Source organism: Promicromonospora sp. NPDC057488 (assembly GCF_042802395.1).
Lineage (GTDB): Bacteria > Actinomycetota > Actinomycetes > Actinomycetales > Cellulomonadaceae > Promicromonospora.
The window spans coordinates 1-15,436 of record NZ_JBHVEG010000150.1; the positions used below are offsets into that span (position 1 = coordinate 1).

General features: G+C 72.6%; 14 protein-coding genes and 1 tRNA gene. 8 read left to right on the forward strand and 7 right to left on the reverse strand.

Annotated features, from left to right (window positions below):
- Positions 1-132: 132 nt before the first annotated feature.
- Positions 133-219 (reverse strand) — tRNA-Ser (locus ACFU5G_RS23315).
- Between the two features lie 245 nt (positions 220-464).
- Between ACFU5G_RS23315 and ACFU5G_RS23320 the strand changes: the two genes are divergently transcribed.
- The 4 genes from ACFU5G_RS23320 (at position 465) to ACFU5G_RS23335 (ending at position 4,636) form a co-directional block, all read left to right on the forward strand.
- Entirely contained in the window at positions 465-1,106 is a 642-nt protein-coding gene (locus ACFU5G_RS23320) for a DUF4956 domain-containing protein (protein WP_377250148.1), read from the forward strand.
- Positions 1,103-1,924, forward strand: a complete 822-nt coding sequence (locus ACFU5G_RS23325; RefSeq protein WP_377250150.1) for a polyphosphate polymerase domain-containing protein — start codon at positions 1,103-1,105, stop codon at positions 1,922-1,924. The genes ACFU5G_RS23320 and ACFU5G_RS23325 overlap by 4 nt, the downstream gene beginning before the upstream one ends.
- Positions 1,921-3,588: a carbohydrate-binding domain-containing protein gene (locus ACFU5G_RS23330; protein WP_377250152.1), complete on the forward strand. Its 1,668-nt coding sequence runs from the start codon at positions 1,921-1,923 to the stop codon at positions 3,586-3,588. The genes ACFU5G_RS23325 and ACFU5G_RS23330 overlap by 4 nt, the downstream gene beginning before the upstream one ends.
- A gap of 91 nt (positions 3,589-3,679) precedes the next feature.
- Positions 3,680-4,636, forward strand: a complete 957-nt coding sequence (locus ACFU5G_RS23335; RefSeq protein WP_377250154.1) for a transglutaminase domain-containing protein — start codon at positions 3,680-3,682, stop codon at positions 4,634-4,636.
- Here the strand turns inward: ACFU5G_RS23335 and ACFU5G_RS23340 are convergent.
- The gene (locus ACFU5G_RS23340; protein ID WP_377250156.1) at positions 4,633-5,574 is read right to left on the reverse strand and encodes a Sir2 family NAD-dependent protein deacetylase; all 942 of its coding nucleotides are present in this window, start codon (positions 5,572-5,574) and stop codon (positions 4,633-4,635) included. The genes ACFU5G_RS23335 and ACFU5G_RS23340 overlap by 4 nt on opposite strands.
- A 62-nt stretch (positions 5,575-5,636) precedes the next feature.
- Here ACFU5G_RS23340 and ACFU5G_RS23345 point away from each other — a divergent pair, with 62 nt between their 5' ends.
- A complete protein-coding gene (locus tag ACFU5G_RS23345) occupies positions 5,637-6,773 on the forward strand; it encodes an L-histidine N(alpha)-methyltransferase (RefSeq protein ID WP_377250158.1) in 1,137 nt (378 codons plus the stop codon).
- A 110-nt stretch (positions 6,774-6,883) separates the two neighbouring features.
- Positions 6,884-7,426 (forward strand): hypothetical protein, encoded by a 543-nt coding sequence (locus tag ACFU5G_RS23350; protein WP_377250160.1) that lies wholly within the window; start codon positions 6,884-6,886, stop codon positions 7,424-7,426.
- A 9-nt stretch (positions 7,427-7,435) separates the two neighbouring features.
- Here the strand turns inward: ACFU5G_RS23350 and ACFU5G_RS23355 are convergent, their stop codons facing one another.
- On the reverse strand, positions 7,436-7,870 hold the full coding sequence (locus tag ACFU5G_RS23355) for a nucleoside deaminase (RefSeq protein ID WP_377250171.1): 435 nt from the start codon (positions 7,868-7,870) through the stop codon (positions 7,436-7,438).
- 168 nt (positions 7,871-8,038) lie between these two features.
- On the opposite strand from ACFU5G_RS23355, the gene upp reads away from it, so the two are divergent.
- Complete coding sequence (gene upp / locus ACFU5G_RS23360; RefSeq protein WP_026366119.1) at positions 8,039-8,674, forward strand: uracil phosphoribosyltransferase; 636 nt, start codon at positions 8,039-8,041, stop codon at positions 8,672-8,674.
- A gap of 34 nt (positions 8,675-8,708) precedes the next feature.
- Here upp and ACFU5G_RS23365 read toward each other — a convergent pair whose 3' ends face one another.
- On the reverse strand, positions 8,709-12,248 hold the full coding sequence (locus tag ACFU5G_RS23365) for a sigma-70 family RNA polymerase sigma factor (protein WP_377250162.1): 3,540 nt from the start codon (positions 12,246-12,248) through the stop codon (positions 8,709-8,711).
- Between the two features lie 271 nt (positions 12,249-12,519).
- Here ACFU5G_RS23365 and ACFU5G_RS23370 point away from each other — a divergent pair, with 271 nt between their 5' ends.
- Entirely contained in the window at positions 12,520-13,287 is a 768-nt protein-coding gene (locus ACFU5G_RS23370; protein WP_377250165.1) for a hypothetical protein, read from the forward strand.
- Positions 13,288-13,357: 70 nt separating this feature from the next.
- Here ACFU5G_RS23370 and ACFU5G_RS23375 read toward each other — a convergent pair whose 3' ends face one another.
- The 3 genes from ACFU5G_RS23375 to ACFU5G_RS23385 all read right to left on the reverse strand — a co-directional run bounded on the left by ACFU5G_RS23375 (position 13,358) and on the right by ACFU5G_RS23385 (position 15,379).
- Positions 13,358-13,666 carry a DUF1540 domain-containing protein gene (locus ACFU5G_RS23375; protein WP_377250167.1) on the reverse strand — a complete coding sequence of 103 codons (309 nt, stop codon included), beginning with the start codon at positions 13,664-13,666 and terminating at the stop codon, positions 13,358-13,360.
- Between the two features lie 164 nt (positions 13,667-13,830).
- Positions 13,831-14,283, reverse strand: coding sequence for a heat shock protein transcriptional repressor HspR (locus ACFU5G_RS23380; protein ID WP_020017794.1), 453 nt, complete (start codon positions 14,281-14,283; stop codon positions 13,831-13,833).
- Positions 14,284-14,371: 88 nt separating this feature from the next.
- On the reverse strand, positions 14,372-15,379 hold the full coding sequence (locus ACFU5G_RS23385; RefSeq protein WP_377250169.1) for a DnaJ C-terminal domain-containing protein: 1,008 nt from the start codon (positions 15,377-15,379) through the stop codon (positions 14,372-14,374).
- Positions 15,380-15,436: the final 57 nt, after the last annotated feature.

Sequence of the window (15,436 nt, forward strand, 5' to 3'; positions counted from 1 at the left end):
GCACAGGCCTGTGCCGACCTCGATGCAAACTGCCGACCCGAACTACGAACTGCCGACCTGGCTGCGCACAACGCACAACAACGAACGAGCCCCTGACCACATGGGTCAGGGGCTCGTTCGTCACTCTGGGTGCGGTAGCGGTGGGATTTGAACCCACGGTGGACTTTCACCCACACACGCTTTCGAGGCGTGCTCCTTAGGCCGCTCGGACACGCTACCTTCGCCCGCCGCATCAGCAGCAGACCGTAGGAGGATACCCGGTCGGAGCCCGGTTCCACGAATCGGTTCTCCGACGAGGCGATCCGGGCCCCCGGCCCCCCGCCGGACCCACCCAGAAACCCTGCTCCGACCCCGCTCCCAGCAACCGCACAGAGAGCCACAGGCGGGTTCCAGCCGTGTCACAGGGAGCGGCTGGACCCGTGCGTTTGCCTGGTGTTCATCACCTCGCAAACCTCGGAGACCCGATGAACCAGCTCATGCTCTACGCGGTCGACCTCGTCGCCGTCACCATCCTGACCTTCGCGCTGTACTTCCCGCGGCACCGCCGGCGCGACCTCGTCGTCGCCTTCCTCGGCGTCAACGTCGGCGTGCTCGCGGTCTCCGCGACGCTGTCCGCGAGCGCCGTCGCCGCCGGCCTAGGGCTCGGCCTGTTCGGTGTGCTGTCGATCATCCGGCTGCGCTCCACGGAACTGTCGCAGCACGAGGTCGCCTACTACTTCGCGTCGCTCGCGCTCGGCCTGCTGGGCGGGCTGGGGACGAGCGCCGGCTTGCTCGGCCTCGCGGGCAGCGGCCTGATCCTCCTGGTCATGGCCCTGGCCGACCACCCCCGCCTGTTCGCACGGCACCACAGCGAGCTCGTCGTGCTCGACCGCGCGATCCCCGACCAGACGGAACTGATCGCCTACCTGGAGCAGCTCCTGGGGGCCCGCGTGCACGCCCTGTCGGTGCAGCGCCTGGACCTCGTGAACGACTCCACCTGGGTGGACGTCCGCTACTCGGAGGCGCGCCGCCTGCCGATCGTCGTCGACGACGGCACCGGCGCCCCCACCACCCTGCACGACGGAACGGTCACCGGCGGCCGCCCGGAGCTGGCGGCGGCCCGATGATCGCCGGCCTCGCCCCCGTGACGCTCGACGAGCTGAACGACGTCGCCGCCCTCCAGACCCGCCGCGACCGCAAGTACGTGCTGACCCCGGACGAGCTGGACCGCCTGCTCGCGGAACTGCCCCCGGCCCGGGTCCTGGAGATCGACGGGTCCCGCTCGTTCGCCTACGACTCCACCTACTTCGACACCCCGGGCCTGGACGCGTACCGCCTGGCGGCGACGCGCCGCCGTCGGCGGTTCAAGGTCCGCACGCGGACCTACGTCGACACCGGGTCGTGCTTCGTCGAGGTGAAGACCCGCGCGGGTCGCGGCACCACGGTCAAGGAGCGGCAGCCGCACGACGACGCCGACCACCTCGGCGTCGCCCGCGCCTTCGTCTCGGACCGGCTGGCCGACGCCGGGGCGCCGTCGGCGCCGGTGCTCACCCCGACCCTCCGGTCGCGGTACGACCGCACCACCCTGCTGCTCGACGACGCCCGCGTGACCCTCGACACCGGCCTCGTCTGGGACCTGCTGGGCCCCTGCGACGCCGCGCCCGGCGCGCCCGACACGCCCGCCGGAAGCCGCACGGCCGCGATCGGCGACCTCGTGGTGGTCGAGACCAAGACCGCCGCCGGCTCGGGGCCGTCGTCCGTCGACCGCCTGCTCTGGCGCGCCGGCCACCGCCCCGACCGCATCTCCAAGTACGCCACCGGGCTCGCCGTGCTGCGCCCCGACCTGCCGGACATGCCCTGGCGGCGCCTCGTCCGCCGTCGGCTCACCGGGAGCCTGCCCACCCCCGATACCCACAGCCTGACCAGCGAGAGGACCTCCGCATGACGATCCGCCGACCCCGCCCCTTCCTGACCGCCGCGATCTCCGGCGCCCTGGTGCTCGGCGCTCTCGCCGGGTGCAGCACGGCCGCCGCCGACTCCACGAGCGGCACCGGCACGACAAGCACGACGACCATCTCCGAGGTCGCGACCACGGTCGACGACGCGCTGGCCGACAACGAGGACTACACCGAGCTCGCGGCCCTCGCCGACGAGACCTGGGACACCGCCGACGAGACCGAGGTCTCGCTGGACGGCGACAGCGCCACCGTCTCGGGCGACGGCGCCACCGCCGACGGCTCCACCGTGACCATCTCCGCGCCGGGCACCTACCGGATCAGCGGCACGCTCGACGACGGCCAGATCGTGGTGACGTCCGAGGCGGACGGCCTGGTGCGGCTCGTGCTCGACGGCGCCGACATCACCAGCTCGACCGGCTCCGCGATCGCCGTCACGCAGGCCGACGACGTCTCCGTGGTGCTCGCGGACGGATCGTCCAACAGCCTGACCGACGCCGAGACCTACACCGACACCAGCGACGACGCCCCCAACGCCGCCCTCTTCTCGGCCGACTCGATGGTCGTCTCGGGCACCGGGTCGCTGGCGGTCACCGGCCGCTCGAACGACGGCATCGCCTCCAAGGACGGCCTCGTGATCGCGGGCGGCGACATCACCGTCACCGCGGTGGACGACGGCGTCCGCGGCAAGGACTTCCTGGTCGTCACCGACGGCACCCTCGACGTGGACGCCGCGGACGACGGCCTGAAGGCCGACAACGAGGACGGCACGAACGACGACGGCGAGACCGTCGGCTACGCGGCCCTGCTGGGCGGCGCCGTGACCGTCGCGGCCGGGGACGACGGCGTGCACGCAGAGAGCGACCTCGTGATCGACGGCGCCACGGTCACCGTCACCGAGTCGGTCGAGGGCATCGAGGGCGCGCACATCCTGGTCGCGAGCGGCACAGTGGACGTCACCTCGTCCGACGACGGCTTCAACGCCGCCGGCGGCACGAGCACGACGACGGAGACCACTACGGGCGAGACCGCGACGGCCGACGACACCGCGACGTCCGACCAGGCCGCGGACGCCGCCCCCGAGCCTCCTGCCGACGGCGAGATGCCCGAGGGAGGCGAGCCGCCGGCGTCGGGCACCATGCCGGAGGGCGAGCCGCCGCAGGGCGGCGGGGGCGGCGGCATGCCGGGCGAGGCGGCCGGGGACTTCTCGCTGGTGATCACGGGCGGCGACGTGACGGTCGACGCCGGCGGCGACGGCCTCGACTCGAACGGCACGCTGACGGTCTCGGGCGGCGACGTGACTGTCTTCGGCCCGTCCGACGGCGGCAACGGCACCCTCGACAGCGCCGGCGCGCTCACGGTGGACGGCGGCACGCTGCTCGCCGTCGGCACGTCGAGCATGCTGCAGACGCCGGGCGACGGCTCGGAGGGCTGGGTCGCGGCGACCTTCGACACCCTGGCCGCGGGCACGGAGCTGACCGTGGTCGACGCATCGGGCACGACGGTGGCCGAGGTGACGCTGACCAAGGACACGCAGTCGGTCGTCCTGGCCGCCCCGGACGTGACGAGCGGCGAGACGTACACGGTCCAGGCCGACGGCGAGGACCTCACGACCGCGACGGCGGGCGAGTCCCCGGCCACCACGGGGCGCTGACGCACCTCACCCGGCGGAATCCCCAGAAAGGGGGTGGGATTTCGCCGGGGGTGCGGGGTAGTGTTCCGGACACCGCCGAGGGAGGACACCGATGCCCGCGCCCACACTCTTCGACTACGCGGACCACAGTCCGTACTCGAACCCCGGAAACCACACCGGATACCTCACCGAGCTGAGCACCGATCCGGAGGAGCTGCACCGGTTCGCCTGCACCGCCGTCGTGCACTACCGGGCCGATGGCCCGACGCTGACCGACGAGCAGAAGAGCGACCCCGACCGGCGCTGGCTCGCCTCGATCCTGGACGCCGCGGAGCTGCGCGCGCCGCTGGACGGGCCGCGCACGCAGGCGCAGCAGGTCGCGGGCTGCTGCCGCGACCACACGCTGCTGACGCTCGGGGTGCTGCGTACCCACGACGTGCCGGCGCGGTCCCGGATCGGCTTCGCCAGCTACTTCGTGCCGGACTGGAACGCCGACCACGTGGTGGGCGAACGCTGGGACGGGAAGCGCTGGGTGCGGTTCGACTCCGAGCTCGACCAGAAGGACTTCGACTTCGACGTGCACGACATGCCCACCGGGCCGGAGTCGCCGTTCGTGACGGCGGCGGAGGCGTGGCTGGCGATCCGCGCCGGGACCGTGGACCCCGCGACGTACGGCGTGACGACGGAGGTGCCGTACCTGCACGGCAAGAACTTCGTGCGCTTCTACGTGCTGTACGAGGTGGCGCACCGGCACCGCGACGAGCTGCTGCTCTGGGACTTCTGGGGACCGCAGCTCGGCACGTCCTCCGTCCAGGAGGCCGCGGGCGGCCAGGCGGCGACCTGGGTCCGGGACGCGGGGCTGGCGGGCGTGGACATGTCCGACGCCGAGTTCGACGCCGTCGCCGACGAGCTCGCCTACCTGCTCGTGGCCGCCGACGCCGGGGACGGTGAGGCGGCCGACCAGCTCGCCGAGCTCTACCGCGGGGACTCGCGGCTGCACCCGGGCAACCGCGTGCTGACGCTCTCCCCCACGGGCCACGACGGCATCACGGACCTCACCACCCGCTAGCGCTCGGCCGGGGGCGGGAGGCGGCGGACCAGCTCGGTCAGGACGTCGCTCGTGCCCGAGTCGATCTTGACGGTCGCGTACTTGTCGCCGCGGGTGATGCCGCGGTTGACGATCACGACCGGCTTGCCCGCCTCCGCCGCGTGCCGCACGAACCGGAGCCCGCTCATCACCGTCAGGGACGAGCCGGCGACGAGCATCGCGTCGGCGGAGTCGACCAGCGCGAACGCCCGCTCCACCCGCTCGCGCGGCACGTTCTCGCCGAAGTAGACGATCTCCGGCTTGAGCACGCCCCCGCAGAACTCGCAGGGCGCCGGCCTGAAGTGCGCGGTCGACTCGATGACGGCGTCGGCGTCGGGCGCGATCTCGATGTCCGCGACGTCGCCCACGGACTCCAGGAAGCCGGGGTTGAGCTCGGTGAGCCGCTCGGCGAGGTGGGTCCGGGAGATCACCCGGCCGCAGGTCAGGCAGATCACGCGGTCGTAGCGTCCGTGCAGGTCGATGACGTTGCGGGAGCCCGCGTCCTCGTGCAGCAGGTCCACGTTCTGCGTGATGATCCCGGTCAGCAGCGCGCGCTCCTCGAGCTCGACGAGCGCGCGGTGCCCGGCGTTCGGCGCGGTGCGGTCCACGTGCTGCCAGCCCACGTGGTTGCGCGCCCAGTAGTGCCGGCGGAACTCCTCGTCGCCCACGAACTGCTGGTACGTCATCGGGTTGCGCGGCGGGGAGTCGGGGCCGCGGTAGTCGGGGATGCCGGAGTCGGTAGAGATCCCGGCGCCCGTCAGTGCGGTGAACCGGAGGCCCGAGAGCACGTCCACGGCGTCGTCCACGGTGGTGCGGGCGACCTCGACGCGCTGGGGCTCCCACGTGGTGGGGCGAGCTTGAGGGAACACGCTTACGAGGGTATGCCGACGGCGGCCCGCCGCACCCGAGGTGTGTTTCATTTCGCACGGCCGTGCGGGCCGCTAGCCTGGGGTCTCTTTGCACCGGAGCATGAGGGGACCGCGTGGGCGACTCAGCGATTTCAAGGATCGACAGCACCCTCGCGGGCGACGACTTCGCCTGGTCCGTGACCCTGGTCGGCGAGGACCAGTCGGACAAGCTCGCGACCCTGGCCCAGTACCTCGACGACGGCCACTCGACGTCCGGCGACGGCAAGCGCGTCCCGTCCGGGTACGCCTACTGGGGCATCGGCCCGACGATCGCCTGGTTCAACGCCTCCAACGACCCGACGTACATGGTGATCAAGGTCGGCACCGAGATGTTCCGCCGGCAGTGGCGCAGCATCTCGCCGCTGGTCACGGACGAGTGTGTGCACCTGGTGAGCCTCGGCGTCGGCACCGGGGCCAAGGACGGCATGTTCCTGGAGACGATGCACCAGGCCAACCCACAGATGCTCTACGTGCCCGTCGACATGAGCGCCGAGATGCTCCGGACCGGGTCGCGCACCGCCGTCCGCGACGCGCACTTCCCGCTGGACCGGTCACTGGGCCTGCAGATCGACCTGTCGCTGGACGGCAACCTGGAGGAGCTCAAGCAGTTCCTCGACCGTCTGGTCGGTGACGAGGCGATCCTCTTCTCGCTCGTGGGCAACACGGTCGCCAACTTCGACGACGACTCGGAGTTCCTCGACGGCATCGCCAGGGTGCTGCGCCCGCAGGACCGGATGCTCGTCGAGTTCGCCACCACGGAGAGCCTGGCCGCGGACGCCGTCCACGCCGCCGAGGCCGAGTACCGTCAGACCCGCGGGTTCGTGGAGTTCGTGGCGAGCGCCGTCCGCTACAACACCGACCTCAAGATCGACCTGGAGCAGGTCCGGTTCACCGGGGCGGTCGACGACGAGAGCATCCTGCTGAAGGTGTTCTGGCAGAACGTCGGCAGCGAGACGCTCCGCATGGCCATCCCCGGCAGCCGGCCCGTGCACCTCAAGCCGCTGGACACGATCCGCCTGTACACGACGCGCAAGTACACGACCGAGCGGATCGACAAGCTGGTCACCGATGCCGGCCTGCGGACCACCCACGTGCAGCGGGAACGCTTCCGGTACACGCGGCGGCAGAACCCGTTCGGGCTCGAGCTGCGCCTCCTGGCGCCCGACGAGAACGCGCCGACGAGCCTGCCCGCGTTCGACGTATGGAAGTGACCCGGGCGGCACAAGCGGTCCGGGCGCGAGTGCGCCTCGCGCGGCGGCGGGTCGCGGGGGCATGGTCGGACCGGCGCTGGGCCCGACGACGGCGCGTGACGGTCGCCGCCGTGACCTACACCCTGCTGGCGGTCGCGTTCGTGCTGGGCATCCTGTGGATCCTCGGCATCGGCCCCGAGTGGGAGCCGTGGGTCAACTCGCTGACCCTGCTGGCGGGCGTCACCGGCCTCGTCGTGGAGCGGCAGAACGCCGAGACGGAGCGCCGCTCGGAGCTGGTCGCCTCGGTGATCTTCGAGCTGCGGCAGAATCGCGTGATCGTGGAGCGCCGGCTTGCCGGGCTGCGGACCGGCGGCGACCGGGCCCTCTCGGTGAGCCCCCGGCTCGCGCTCTCGGCGGTCGACGTCGCGCTCGCGTCCGGCGTGCTCAGCCGGGCGCCGGACAGCGCGCTCGTCGAGAAGCTGCACCGCTGGCGGGAGCGGGTCCAGGGGTACAACTGGCGCCGGGACCTCACCGAGTTCGAGCTCATGATCGTCAAGTACCAGGACCGGCCGGACGCCGTCGCGAACATGTCCAGCCTGGCCAACGAGCGGCTCTACCTGCTCCGGCTGCGCACGCTGCTCGACCAGCTGCACGCGGCCCTGCCGCAGGTCTGACCCGGGCGCTCAGCCGCGCCGGGCCTCGAAGAACGCGCGGAGCAGCGCGCCGCACTCGTCCTCGCGAAACCCGCCGAGGACCTCGACCTCGTGCAGCGCGCGCTGGTCGCGCACCAGGTCCCAGACCGATCCGGTGGCCCCCGCCTTGGGGTCCCACGCGCCCAGGACCAGCCGCCGCACCCGGGACTGCACCAGGGCCCCCGCGCACATGGGACAGGGTTCCAGGGTCACCACGAGGGTGCAGCCGGTCAGTCGCCACTCGCCGCGGGCCGCTGCCGCGGCCCGCATCGCGAGCACCTCGGCGTGCGCGGTCGGGTCCCCGGTCGCCTCCCGCTCGTTGTGCCCGACGCCGATCACCTGGCCCGCGTCGTCGAGCACCAGGGCACCGACCGGCACGTCGCCGGTGTCGAGGGCGTGGCGGGCCTCGTCGAGCGCGACGCCCATCCACCGCTCCCAGTGGGCGCGGCGCTCGGCGGCGCTCAGGCTTGCGGTGTCAGACACACAGGTCACCCTAGTGACCTGTGGATCTGACAACGCGGCGGAGTGTGGGACTGGCGACTTTCCGGGCCTCCGCACCGTCGGGGCGCACGGCCGCCCGGTAGCGTTGCCCCCATGCGCCTTCACGTCGTCGATCACCCCCTGGTGGCCCACAAGCTGACCGTCCTGCGGGACGAGACCACGGACTCGCCCACCTTCCGCCTGCTGGTGGACGAGCTGGTCACGCTCCTGGCCTACGAGGCCACCCGCGAGATCGCCACCGAGCCGCACGAGGTGAAGACGCCGATCACCACCATGACCGGCACCCGTCTCGCGTCACCGCCGCCGCTCGTGGTGCCGATCCTGCGCGCCGGCCTGGGCATGCTGGACGGCATGAGCCGCCTGCTGCCGACGGCGGAGGTCGGGTTCCTCGGCCTCGTGCGCGACGAGGAGACGTTCAAGGCCGTCACGTACGCCAACCGCCTGCCCGACGACCTGACCGGCCGGCACGTGTTCCTGATCGACCCGATGCTGGCGACGGGCGGCACGCTGGTCGCGGCGATCGACTACGTGCTGGAGCGGGGCGCCCGCGAGGTCACCGCGGTCTGCCTGCTGGCCGCCCCCGAGGGCATCGCCCTGCTGGAGGAGCACGTGGGCGACCGCGCCAACCTGTCGGTCGTGGTCGCGGCCGTGGACGAGCGCCTCAACGAGAAGGCCTACATCGTGCCGGGCCTGGGCGACGCCGGGGACCGGCTGTACGGCATCGTCTGACGTCCGGGGCCGGGCCTGGTGCCCGGCCCGCGCGTCAGGCCGAGGGCGGGCTCTCGCAGGTCCGGCCGTCGAGCTTCATCCACCGCAGCCAGTTGCTGGCCGTGGGCGCGTTGGACGGGGCCAGCTTCCGGTAGGCCGCCGGATCCGTCTCGGCAGCCTGCTCGGTGGTGCTCGTCTGGTCCGTGCCGGCCGTCTGGTCCGTGCCCGCCGACGGCTCGGCGTCCGGCGTGGCCTCCCCGCCCTGGTCGGGCTCGCAGGTCGGCTGCTCGGGCAGCACGCACTGCTTGCCCTGCACGGCGAACGACTGCTCCACGGTGAACGGCGTGCCCTCCACGACGCGGGTCAGCCGCACCGTGACGTTGCCGTCGAGGCTGAACAGCGGCTGCTGGGTGAGCTCGAACGTCGTCTCCCCGGCAGGGACGGCCTGCTCCTGGCTCTGCTCACCGGTTCCGTCGTGGATCAGCAGCCCGGTCCAGTCCCGGCCGGTCCGGTTGTCCACCGTCGCCTTGATCTGCACGTCCTGCCCGACGCACTCGGCCGCGGTCGTCACGGTGAGCTGGTCCTTCGCCGGCCAGGTGACCTCGGCGCAGGACTTGAAGCGGACGTCGAGCTGCGCGATCGTCTGGGCGCCCGCGACCACGTCCAGGCTGTCGGTGCCCCAGGGCACCTGGAACTCGATCACCTCGGTGACTCCGGGAGCGACGGTGCGGGTGACCTCCCCGACGTGGAACCGCACGTTCAGCGTCGAGGCCGTGTTGTCCGCGGTGACCTGGAACGTCTGCACCGAGCGGTCGTTCTCGGCGTCGAACACGCAGGCACCCGCCGACAGGGTCCGGTCGCCCAGGGCGGGCTCGATCCTCCCCGCCCCGAAGCTCTGGGTCGGGTTGCTGGCGGGGGCGATCGGGTCGGCGGCCAGGTCCCCGTCGGCGTCCGCCACCTCGCGCGTGAGGTGGAACGTGGCCTCGCCCGCCGGCATGTGCGAGCGCTTGGTGTCCACCGACAGGTCCACCGTGCCGCCCGCCGCCACCGGGCGCTTGACCGAGGTGACCGAGCTGTCGCCCACGGGCACCGACATCACGACGAACATCGACTCGTCCGTCGTGTTGGTGACCGTGGCCCGGACGCCCACCGTGCCGCCCACGTTGGCGATCTCGGCGGTCGTCTCGACGTCCCACGCGGGCTTGTAGCAGTCGGCCGCGCGGTGGTCACCGGCGCCGACGCGGGTCTCGTACGTGTTGCCGTCCACCGACGTGGCCAGCAGGAAGACGGCCTGGCCGGCCGGCACGCGCATGCCGTCGTGCACGGCGATCTCCACGGAGTCGCCCGGCGCGACGTCCTTGCCGTTCGACTCGCTGTTCCCGGCCGCCTGCAGCGTGACCCGGACCGTGCGGTCGGTCGTGTTCCGGTAGGTGCCGGTCACCATGGCGTCGGCCTTGTCCACGCCGCCCTCGGCGAAGCAGGACGCGGTGACGGTACCCACGCCCGCCGAGGCGTTGGCCCAGGCCGAGGTCGCGACGAGCGTCGCCGAGGACGAGCGGGCGGCGCCGTCGAGGACCGGCCGGACGTTCACCACCCCGAGCTCGGCCGGCTGCGCCGACTTCGCGGCCTCGGTGGCGGTGGTGATGTTCAGCGGCACGTCGACGGTCGCGCCCGGGTCGAGCGACACGGAGGACGCGTAGGCGGCGTCGAGCGGCTTGCAGAGCCAGGCGTTCGGCATGTCGCCGGCCGAGCACGAGAGCTGGGACTGCGCGGACGCGGGCCGCACGCCGGCGGGGAGCGAAACGGCCACCGCCCAGCCACCGGCCGTCACCGGGCGGTCGCCCGTGCTGACCAGGGAGATGGGCAGCGAGGCGGAACCGGGGCTGGCGAGCGAGACGTCCGTGGTCTGCGCCGACAGCTCCTGGCCGAACGGGGCCACGGTGCGGCTCGGCAGGTCCGCGCTCATCGCCTGGAGGCCGTCGGCCCAGACCTCGGCGCTCACGGGGTAGTCGCCCCCGGCGTTGGCCTGCACGGCCGTGACCACGGTGCGCGCGGCGCCCGGCGCGAGCTCGCCGATCGGGCAGAGCAGCACGTTCGTCTGCTCCGTCGGCGTGCAGGAGACCGGGGCCGCGGGCTGAGCGCCCTCGGTGGCTGACCCGCTGGGCGTGGCGCTCGGCGAGGTCTGCACCTCGCCGGTGGGCGAGCCCACCGACGCGTCGGCGTCGGCCTTGGTCTCGGGCGTGCCGCCCGATGTCGGCGTGGCCTGCGGGGTCGGCGTCGCACTCGCCGTCGTCGACTCGGTCGCGGAGATCAGGCGGCCGCTGCCGACACCCGTGCCGAAGGACCCGGCCGGCTTCGTCGCGGTGAGCCCGGCCGGCAGGGTGACCTTCATCTGCGCGCCCGTGGCGGCGGCCTTGCCCGTGTTCTCGACCGTGAACGTCAGGTTCTGGGACTCGCGCGGGGCCAGCGGCTGGCCGGCGTCGGCGTAGCTCACCGTGAGGTAGGCGGTGTCCGCGCTGGGCACCAGGTCGGTGGGCCGCACGCCGTCGTCGTCGGTCCGGACGCCCTCCGTGCCGCCGCCCGGCAGCTCCCGGCCGTCGTGCGTGGCGATCACGGTGTCGATGAACGTCTCCGCCTCGGGCGGCGCCGTGATCTGCAGCGCCGCGACCAGGCCGACCGCGGCGACGGCGAGCGCACCGGCGGCCACGCTCCCACCCGTGGCGGCGGCCGCGGCGGACGCAACTGCGCCCGCCGTGCCGGAGACGGCGGTGGACATCGCGCCGGAGAACGAGCTGGTCGAGGCCGCGCCCACGGTCGAGGCGGTCTGCGCGCCGCCCGCGACGGCACCGGCCTTGGCCGCGCCCGCGATGACCAGGCCACCGATCGGGGCGCCCGCGCCGACCAGCGCGAGGCCACCGGCGCCGAGCACCAGCGGGGCGATGACGGTCTTCATGCCGTGCGCGACGTCGTGCAGCTCGAGCACCAGGGCGCTGCAGGTGGCGCAGGTCGAGAGGTGCTCGTCGATCTTCGTGGTCTCGCGCTTGGACAGGCTCGCCCGCACGTACCCGCCGAGCAGCGGGTTGACGGTGCGGCAGGTGTCCGACGGCGCGTGGCTCAGGTGCTGCTGCAGGTACCCCGCCCGCAGCGCCTCCTTGGCGCGGTAGAGCAGGGCGGACACGCCGTTCGGGCTCAGGCCCAGCACCGGCGCGACCTGGGCGGGCTTGAGCTCGTCGACGAGTACGTACCAGAGCACCTCGCGCCAGCGCTCCGGCAGGTCGACGTAGGCCTTGGCGATCACGCTGCGCTCGAAGCCCTCGAGCGCGGGGTCGTCCTTGGAGGCCACCCGGCCGAGCACGGACTCGATCTCGTCGTCGGTGCTGGGGCGCGTGCGCGCGGCACCGCGCGACACGTCGAACGACCGGTGGCGGACCATCGTGTACAGGTAGGGGCGGAAGCCGGCGTCGGGACCGACCCCGCGGCGCAGCATCTCGAACAGCTTGCTGAAGGCGTCGGCCACGACGTCCTCCGCGTCCGCGGCCGGGACGTACTGCCGGGCGAGGGCCCGAGCGGCCGCCGAGTGGCGCTCGTAGAGCACGCCAAAAGCATCGCGGTCACCTGACCTGACCTGCAGGATCAGTTCCGCGTCGCTAGGCGTTTCGCCGGTGCTGCTCTCGACTTGCCTCACGTCTACCCAGACTCTCGCGGTGGTCGCGGTGCGGTTGACTGTCGCCGTTCAGCCAAGACTATAGAGCCAAGTGGACGATTTAGGGGGTGGAATTCCACATTTCTGGGTGACGACCGGGTGAAGTCCGGTACACCGCCCCTGAAGGTGCGTCATGATGTATCCCCGTGAGGGTCCCATCATCATGAGCGAGGCACAGCAGGAGGCGCGGGTGCGTGTGCACGACCTGCGCGAGCGGTGGCGAGCTACGAGTCTGGCGTCGGTTTGGATCCGGCCGAACGACTGGGAGCACCCCGCCGCTGAGGCGCTAGCAGAGGCACTGGCCGAGGGCCGGGGCGTAATCGCCCCCGCCGAACGGCTCGGTGCGGCGCGCGCCGGAGTAGGAGCCGGGATCACCGAGGCACTGGACGACGTCGCCTGCCTCTACGCCGCCTTCGGGCGCCCCACCGACGTCGGCGCCCTGCGGGCCGCCGCGATCGGCTGGGTCGGGGAGCGTGAGCGCGTTCCGTACCAGATCGCCACGCACGACCCCTCGACCGGCCTGCCCACGGGTGAGTACCTGGGCGAGCGACTGCGCGAGACCTACGGCACCGCGCAGCGGACCGGCGCCACGGCCGGGGAGACCCACTGCCTGCTGGTGCTCGACGTCGGCCTGGACAGCCTCGACACGTGGCAGCGGCTCGCCCGCTCCGCCGCGATCGGCCGCACCCTGCACCAGGTGTTCGGCGAGGGCCACCCGATGGCCGCCGTCGGCGACGGCACGTTCGTGGTGCTCTGCGAGCGGGGCCCGACGACGGCGGAGCTCGGCCAGTCGCTGCGCCGCGTCGTGGAGCGCAACGCCGAGGTGCTCGGTCTGGCCACGGAGGTGCGCCGGCCCACGCGGGTCTGGGTCGAGCGCCTGCCCGGGACGCACGCGGACGCGCTGCTCCTGCTGGACCACCTGGCACGCTGAGCGCCGGAGCACTTCGACACCACGATCCAGCAGCGAGCCGGGGCGCGACGACGCGCCCCGGCTCGCGTGCTCAGGCCTGCTCGAAGGTGAGGCAGTCGGCGTGGCCCGGGTCCTCGGGGCCGGAGCCCACGCGGATCGACGCCGCGTTGCACTCCAGGTTGTCGTTGTGGGTGCATTCCTCGCGCTGGCAGGCGCCCACGTGCGCGATGACCTTCTCCAGGCCGCCCTTGGTGCTGAGCGGGATGAACGTGGCGCACGAGGCGTCACCCGCGTGGCCCGCGATGGTGACGGCGCCGGCGTGGCAGCCGTGGTCGTGGTTGTAGCCGCAGCCGTCGATCGAGCACTCCACGACCTCGGGCATTTCCATCAGTGTGCTCATGGCAACTCTCCTCGCTCCGTGCGTCACTCCTGCGGAATGCGTCGATCGTATTCCTGAATGACAGATCGCACAGAGCTGAGGAATGCCTTACCTACACTCCGGCGGCATTCACGATTAAGGAAAGAATTGCATTGCTGAAATGGCGCGGGGGGCCACGGGCGTGGCTACTCCTCGCGGCGCGGGGCCGGGCGCCAGAGCACCACGGCTCCCCCGCCGCCGGCGCGGTGCTCCAGGTCCACGCGCATGGCGGCGCTCCGCACCCGCTGTCCGCGCTGGACCACCACGACGTCGCCCGCGGCGGGCCCGGCGGCGAAGACACGCCCCTCCTCCTGGACCCGCATGAGCAGGTCACCGAGGCGTTCCTCGAGCACGGAGACGTGCGCCTCCAGGTCGAGGATGCGTTTGATCCCGGCGAGATTGATGCCCTCGCCCTGGGCGAGGCGCTGCACCTGGAGCAGGCGCGCGACGTCGCGGCGCGAGTAGCGGCGGCCGCGGCCGCGGGTGCGCCGGGGGACCACCAGTCCGAGGCGGTCGTACTGGCGCAGCGTCTGCGGGTGCATGCCCGCGAGCTCCGCGGCCTTGGACACGGTGAGCACGGGCGTGTCGTCGTCGACCATGTGCTCCTCCGAGGTCTCTTTTGTGCGTTGGCGTGCGGGCAGGTTACCGAATGCGGTGCGGTGGGGCATATGCCTCACCGCACCGGCGTCATTCTGCCGCCCGCGCGGCCAGGCCCGCGCGCACGTCCTCGCCGTCGTTCTCGGCGGCGAAGGTCTCGAGCGCCTGCTTGGCCTTTCTGCTGAGCTTCTGCGGCACGGCCACCTGCACGGTGACGAGCAGGTCGCCGGTCGCCTTGGCCGTCTGGACGCCACGGCCCTTGACGCGCAGCGCCCGGCCCGACGGCGTCCCCGCCGGCACCTTGAGCCGCACCGTGGCGCCGTCCAGGGTGGGTACCTCCAGCGTGGTGCCGAGCGCGGCCTCCGCGAACGTGACGGGCACGGTCATGCGCAGGTCCACGCCGTCCAGGGTCCACACCGGGTGCGGCGTGACGTGCACGGTGACCACGAGGTCGCCCGCCGGGCCGCCGGCGACCCCCGGGCGGCCCTTGCCGCGCAGGCGGATCTTCTTGCCGTCGTTGATCCCCGCGGGGATGCGCGCGGTGATGGTGCGGCCGTTGACCTCGAGCTCGGCCGTGGTGCCCTCCACCGCCGCCCGGAACGGCAGCGTCACCTGGGCGACGACGTCAGCCCCTGCGGTCGGTGCGGCGTACCCGGTCGTGCCCGAGCCGTAGGCCGTGCGACCCCCGCCGAACATCGAGCCGAGGATGTCCTCGAAGCCCGCGCCGCCGTTGCCGCCCTGGGTGTAGCGGACGCGCGGCCCGCCCCGGCCGCCACCCTGGGCGCCGCCGAACATGGCGCCCATGATGTCCTCGAACCCGCCGGCACCGGCGCCGCCGGCCCCCGCCGAGAAGCGGGCGCCGCCTGCCATGGCGCGCACGGCGTCGTACTGGCGGCGCTGCTCAGGGTCGGAGAGCACCGCGTAGGCCTCACCGATCTCCTTGAACTTGGACTCCGCCGCCGCGTCCCCCTGGTTCTGGTCGGGGTGGTACTGGCGCGCGAGCTTGCGGTAGGCCTTCTTCACGGCCGCGTCGTCGGCGTCCTTGGACACGCCCAGCACGGCGTAGAAGTCCTTCTCCATCCAGTCCTGACCGGTCATGGCACCTCCTTACACGTCGAGACCGGTGGTCGAGCTTGTCGAGACCTGGGTCTCGAC

Excerpts from the sequence above, each read along its gene's own strand:
- ACFU5G_RS23340 (WP_377250156.1), bottom strand. The coding sequence starts at position 5,574 with ATGAAACACACCTCGGGTGCGGCGGGCCGCCGTCGGCATACCCTCGTA.
- ACFU5G_RS23335 (WP_377250154.1), top strand. The coding sequence starts at position 3,680 with ATGCCCGCGCCCACACTCTTCGACTACGCGGACCACAGTCCGTACTCG.
- ACFU5G_RS23355 (WP_377250171.1), bottom strand. The coding sequence starts at position 7,870 with ATGGGCGTCGCGCTCGACGAGGCCCGCCACGCCCTCGACACCGGCGAC.
- ACFU5G_RS23385 (WP_377250169.1), bottom strand. The coding sequence starts at position 15,379 with ATGACCGGTCAGGACTGGATGGAGAAGGACTTCTACGCCGTGCTGGGC.
- ACFU5G_RS23375 (WP_377250167.1), bottom strand. The coding sequence starts at position 13,666 with ATGAGCACACTGATGGAAATGCCCGAGGTCGTGGAGTGCTCGATCGAC.
- ACFU5G_RS23380 (WP_020017794.1), bottom strand. The coding sequence starts at position 14,283 with ATGGTCGACGACGACACGCCCGTGCTCACCGTGTCCAAGGCCGCGGAG.
- ACFU5G_RS23330 (WP_377250152.1), top strand. The coding sequence starts at position 1,921 with ATGACGATCCGCCGACCCCGCCCCTTCCTGACCGCCGCGATCTCCGGC.
- ACFU5G_RS23325 (WP_377250150.1), top strand. The coding sequence starts at position 1,103 with ATGATCGCCGGCCTCGCCCCCGTGACGCTCGACGAGCTGAACGACGTC.
- ACFU5G_RS23370 (WP_377250165.1), top strand. The coding sequence starts at position 12,520 with ATGAGCGAGGCACAGCAGGAGGCGCGGGTGCGTGTGCACGACCTGCGC.
- ACFU5G_RS23320 (WP_377250148.1), top strand. The coding sequence starts at position 465 with ATGAACCAGCTCATGCTCTACGCGGTCGACCTCGTCGCCGTCACCATC.
- upp (WP_026366119.1), top strand. The coding sequence starts at position 8,039 with ATGCGCCTTCACGTCGTCGATCACCCCCTGGTGGCCCACAAGCTGACC.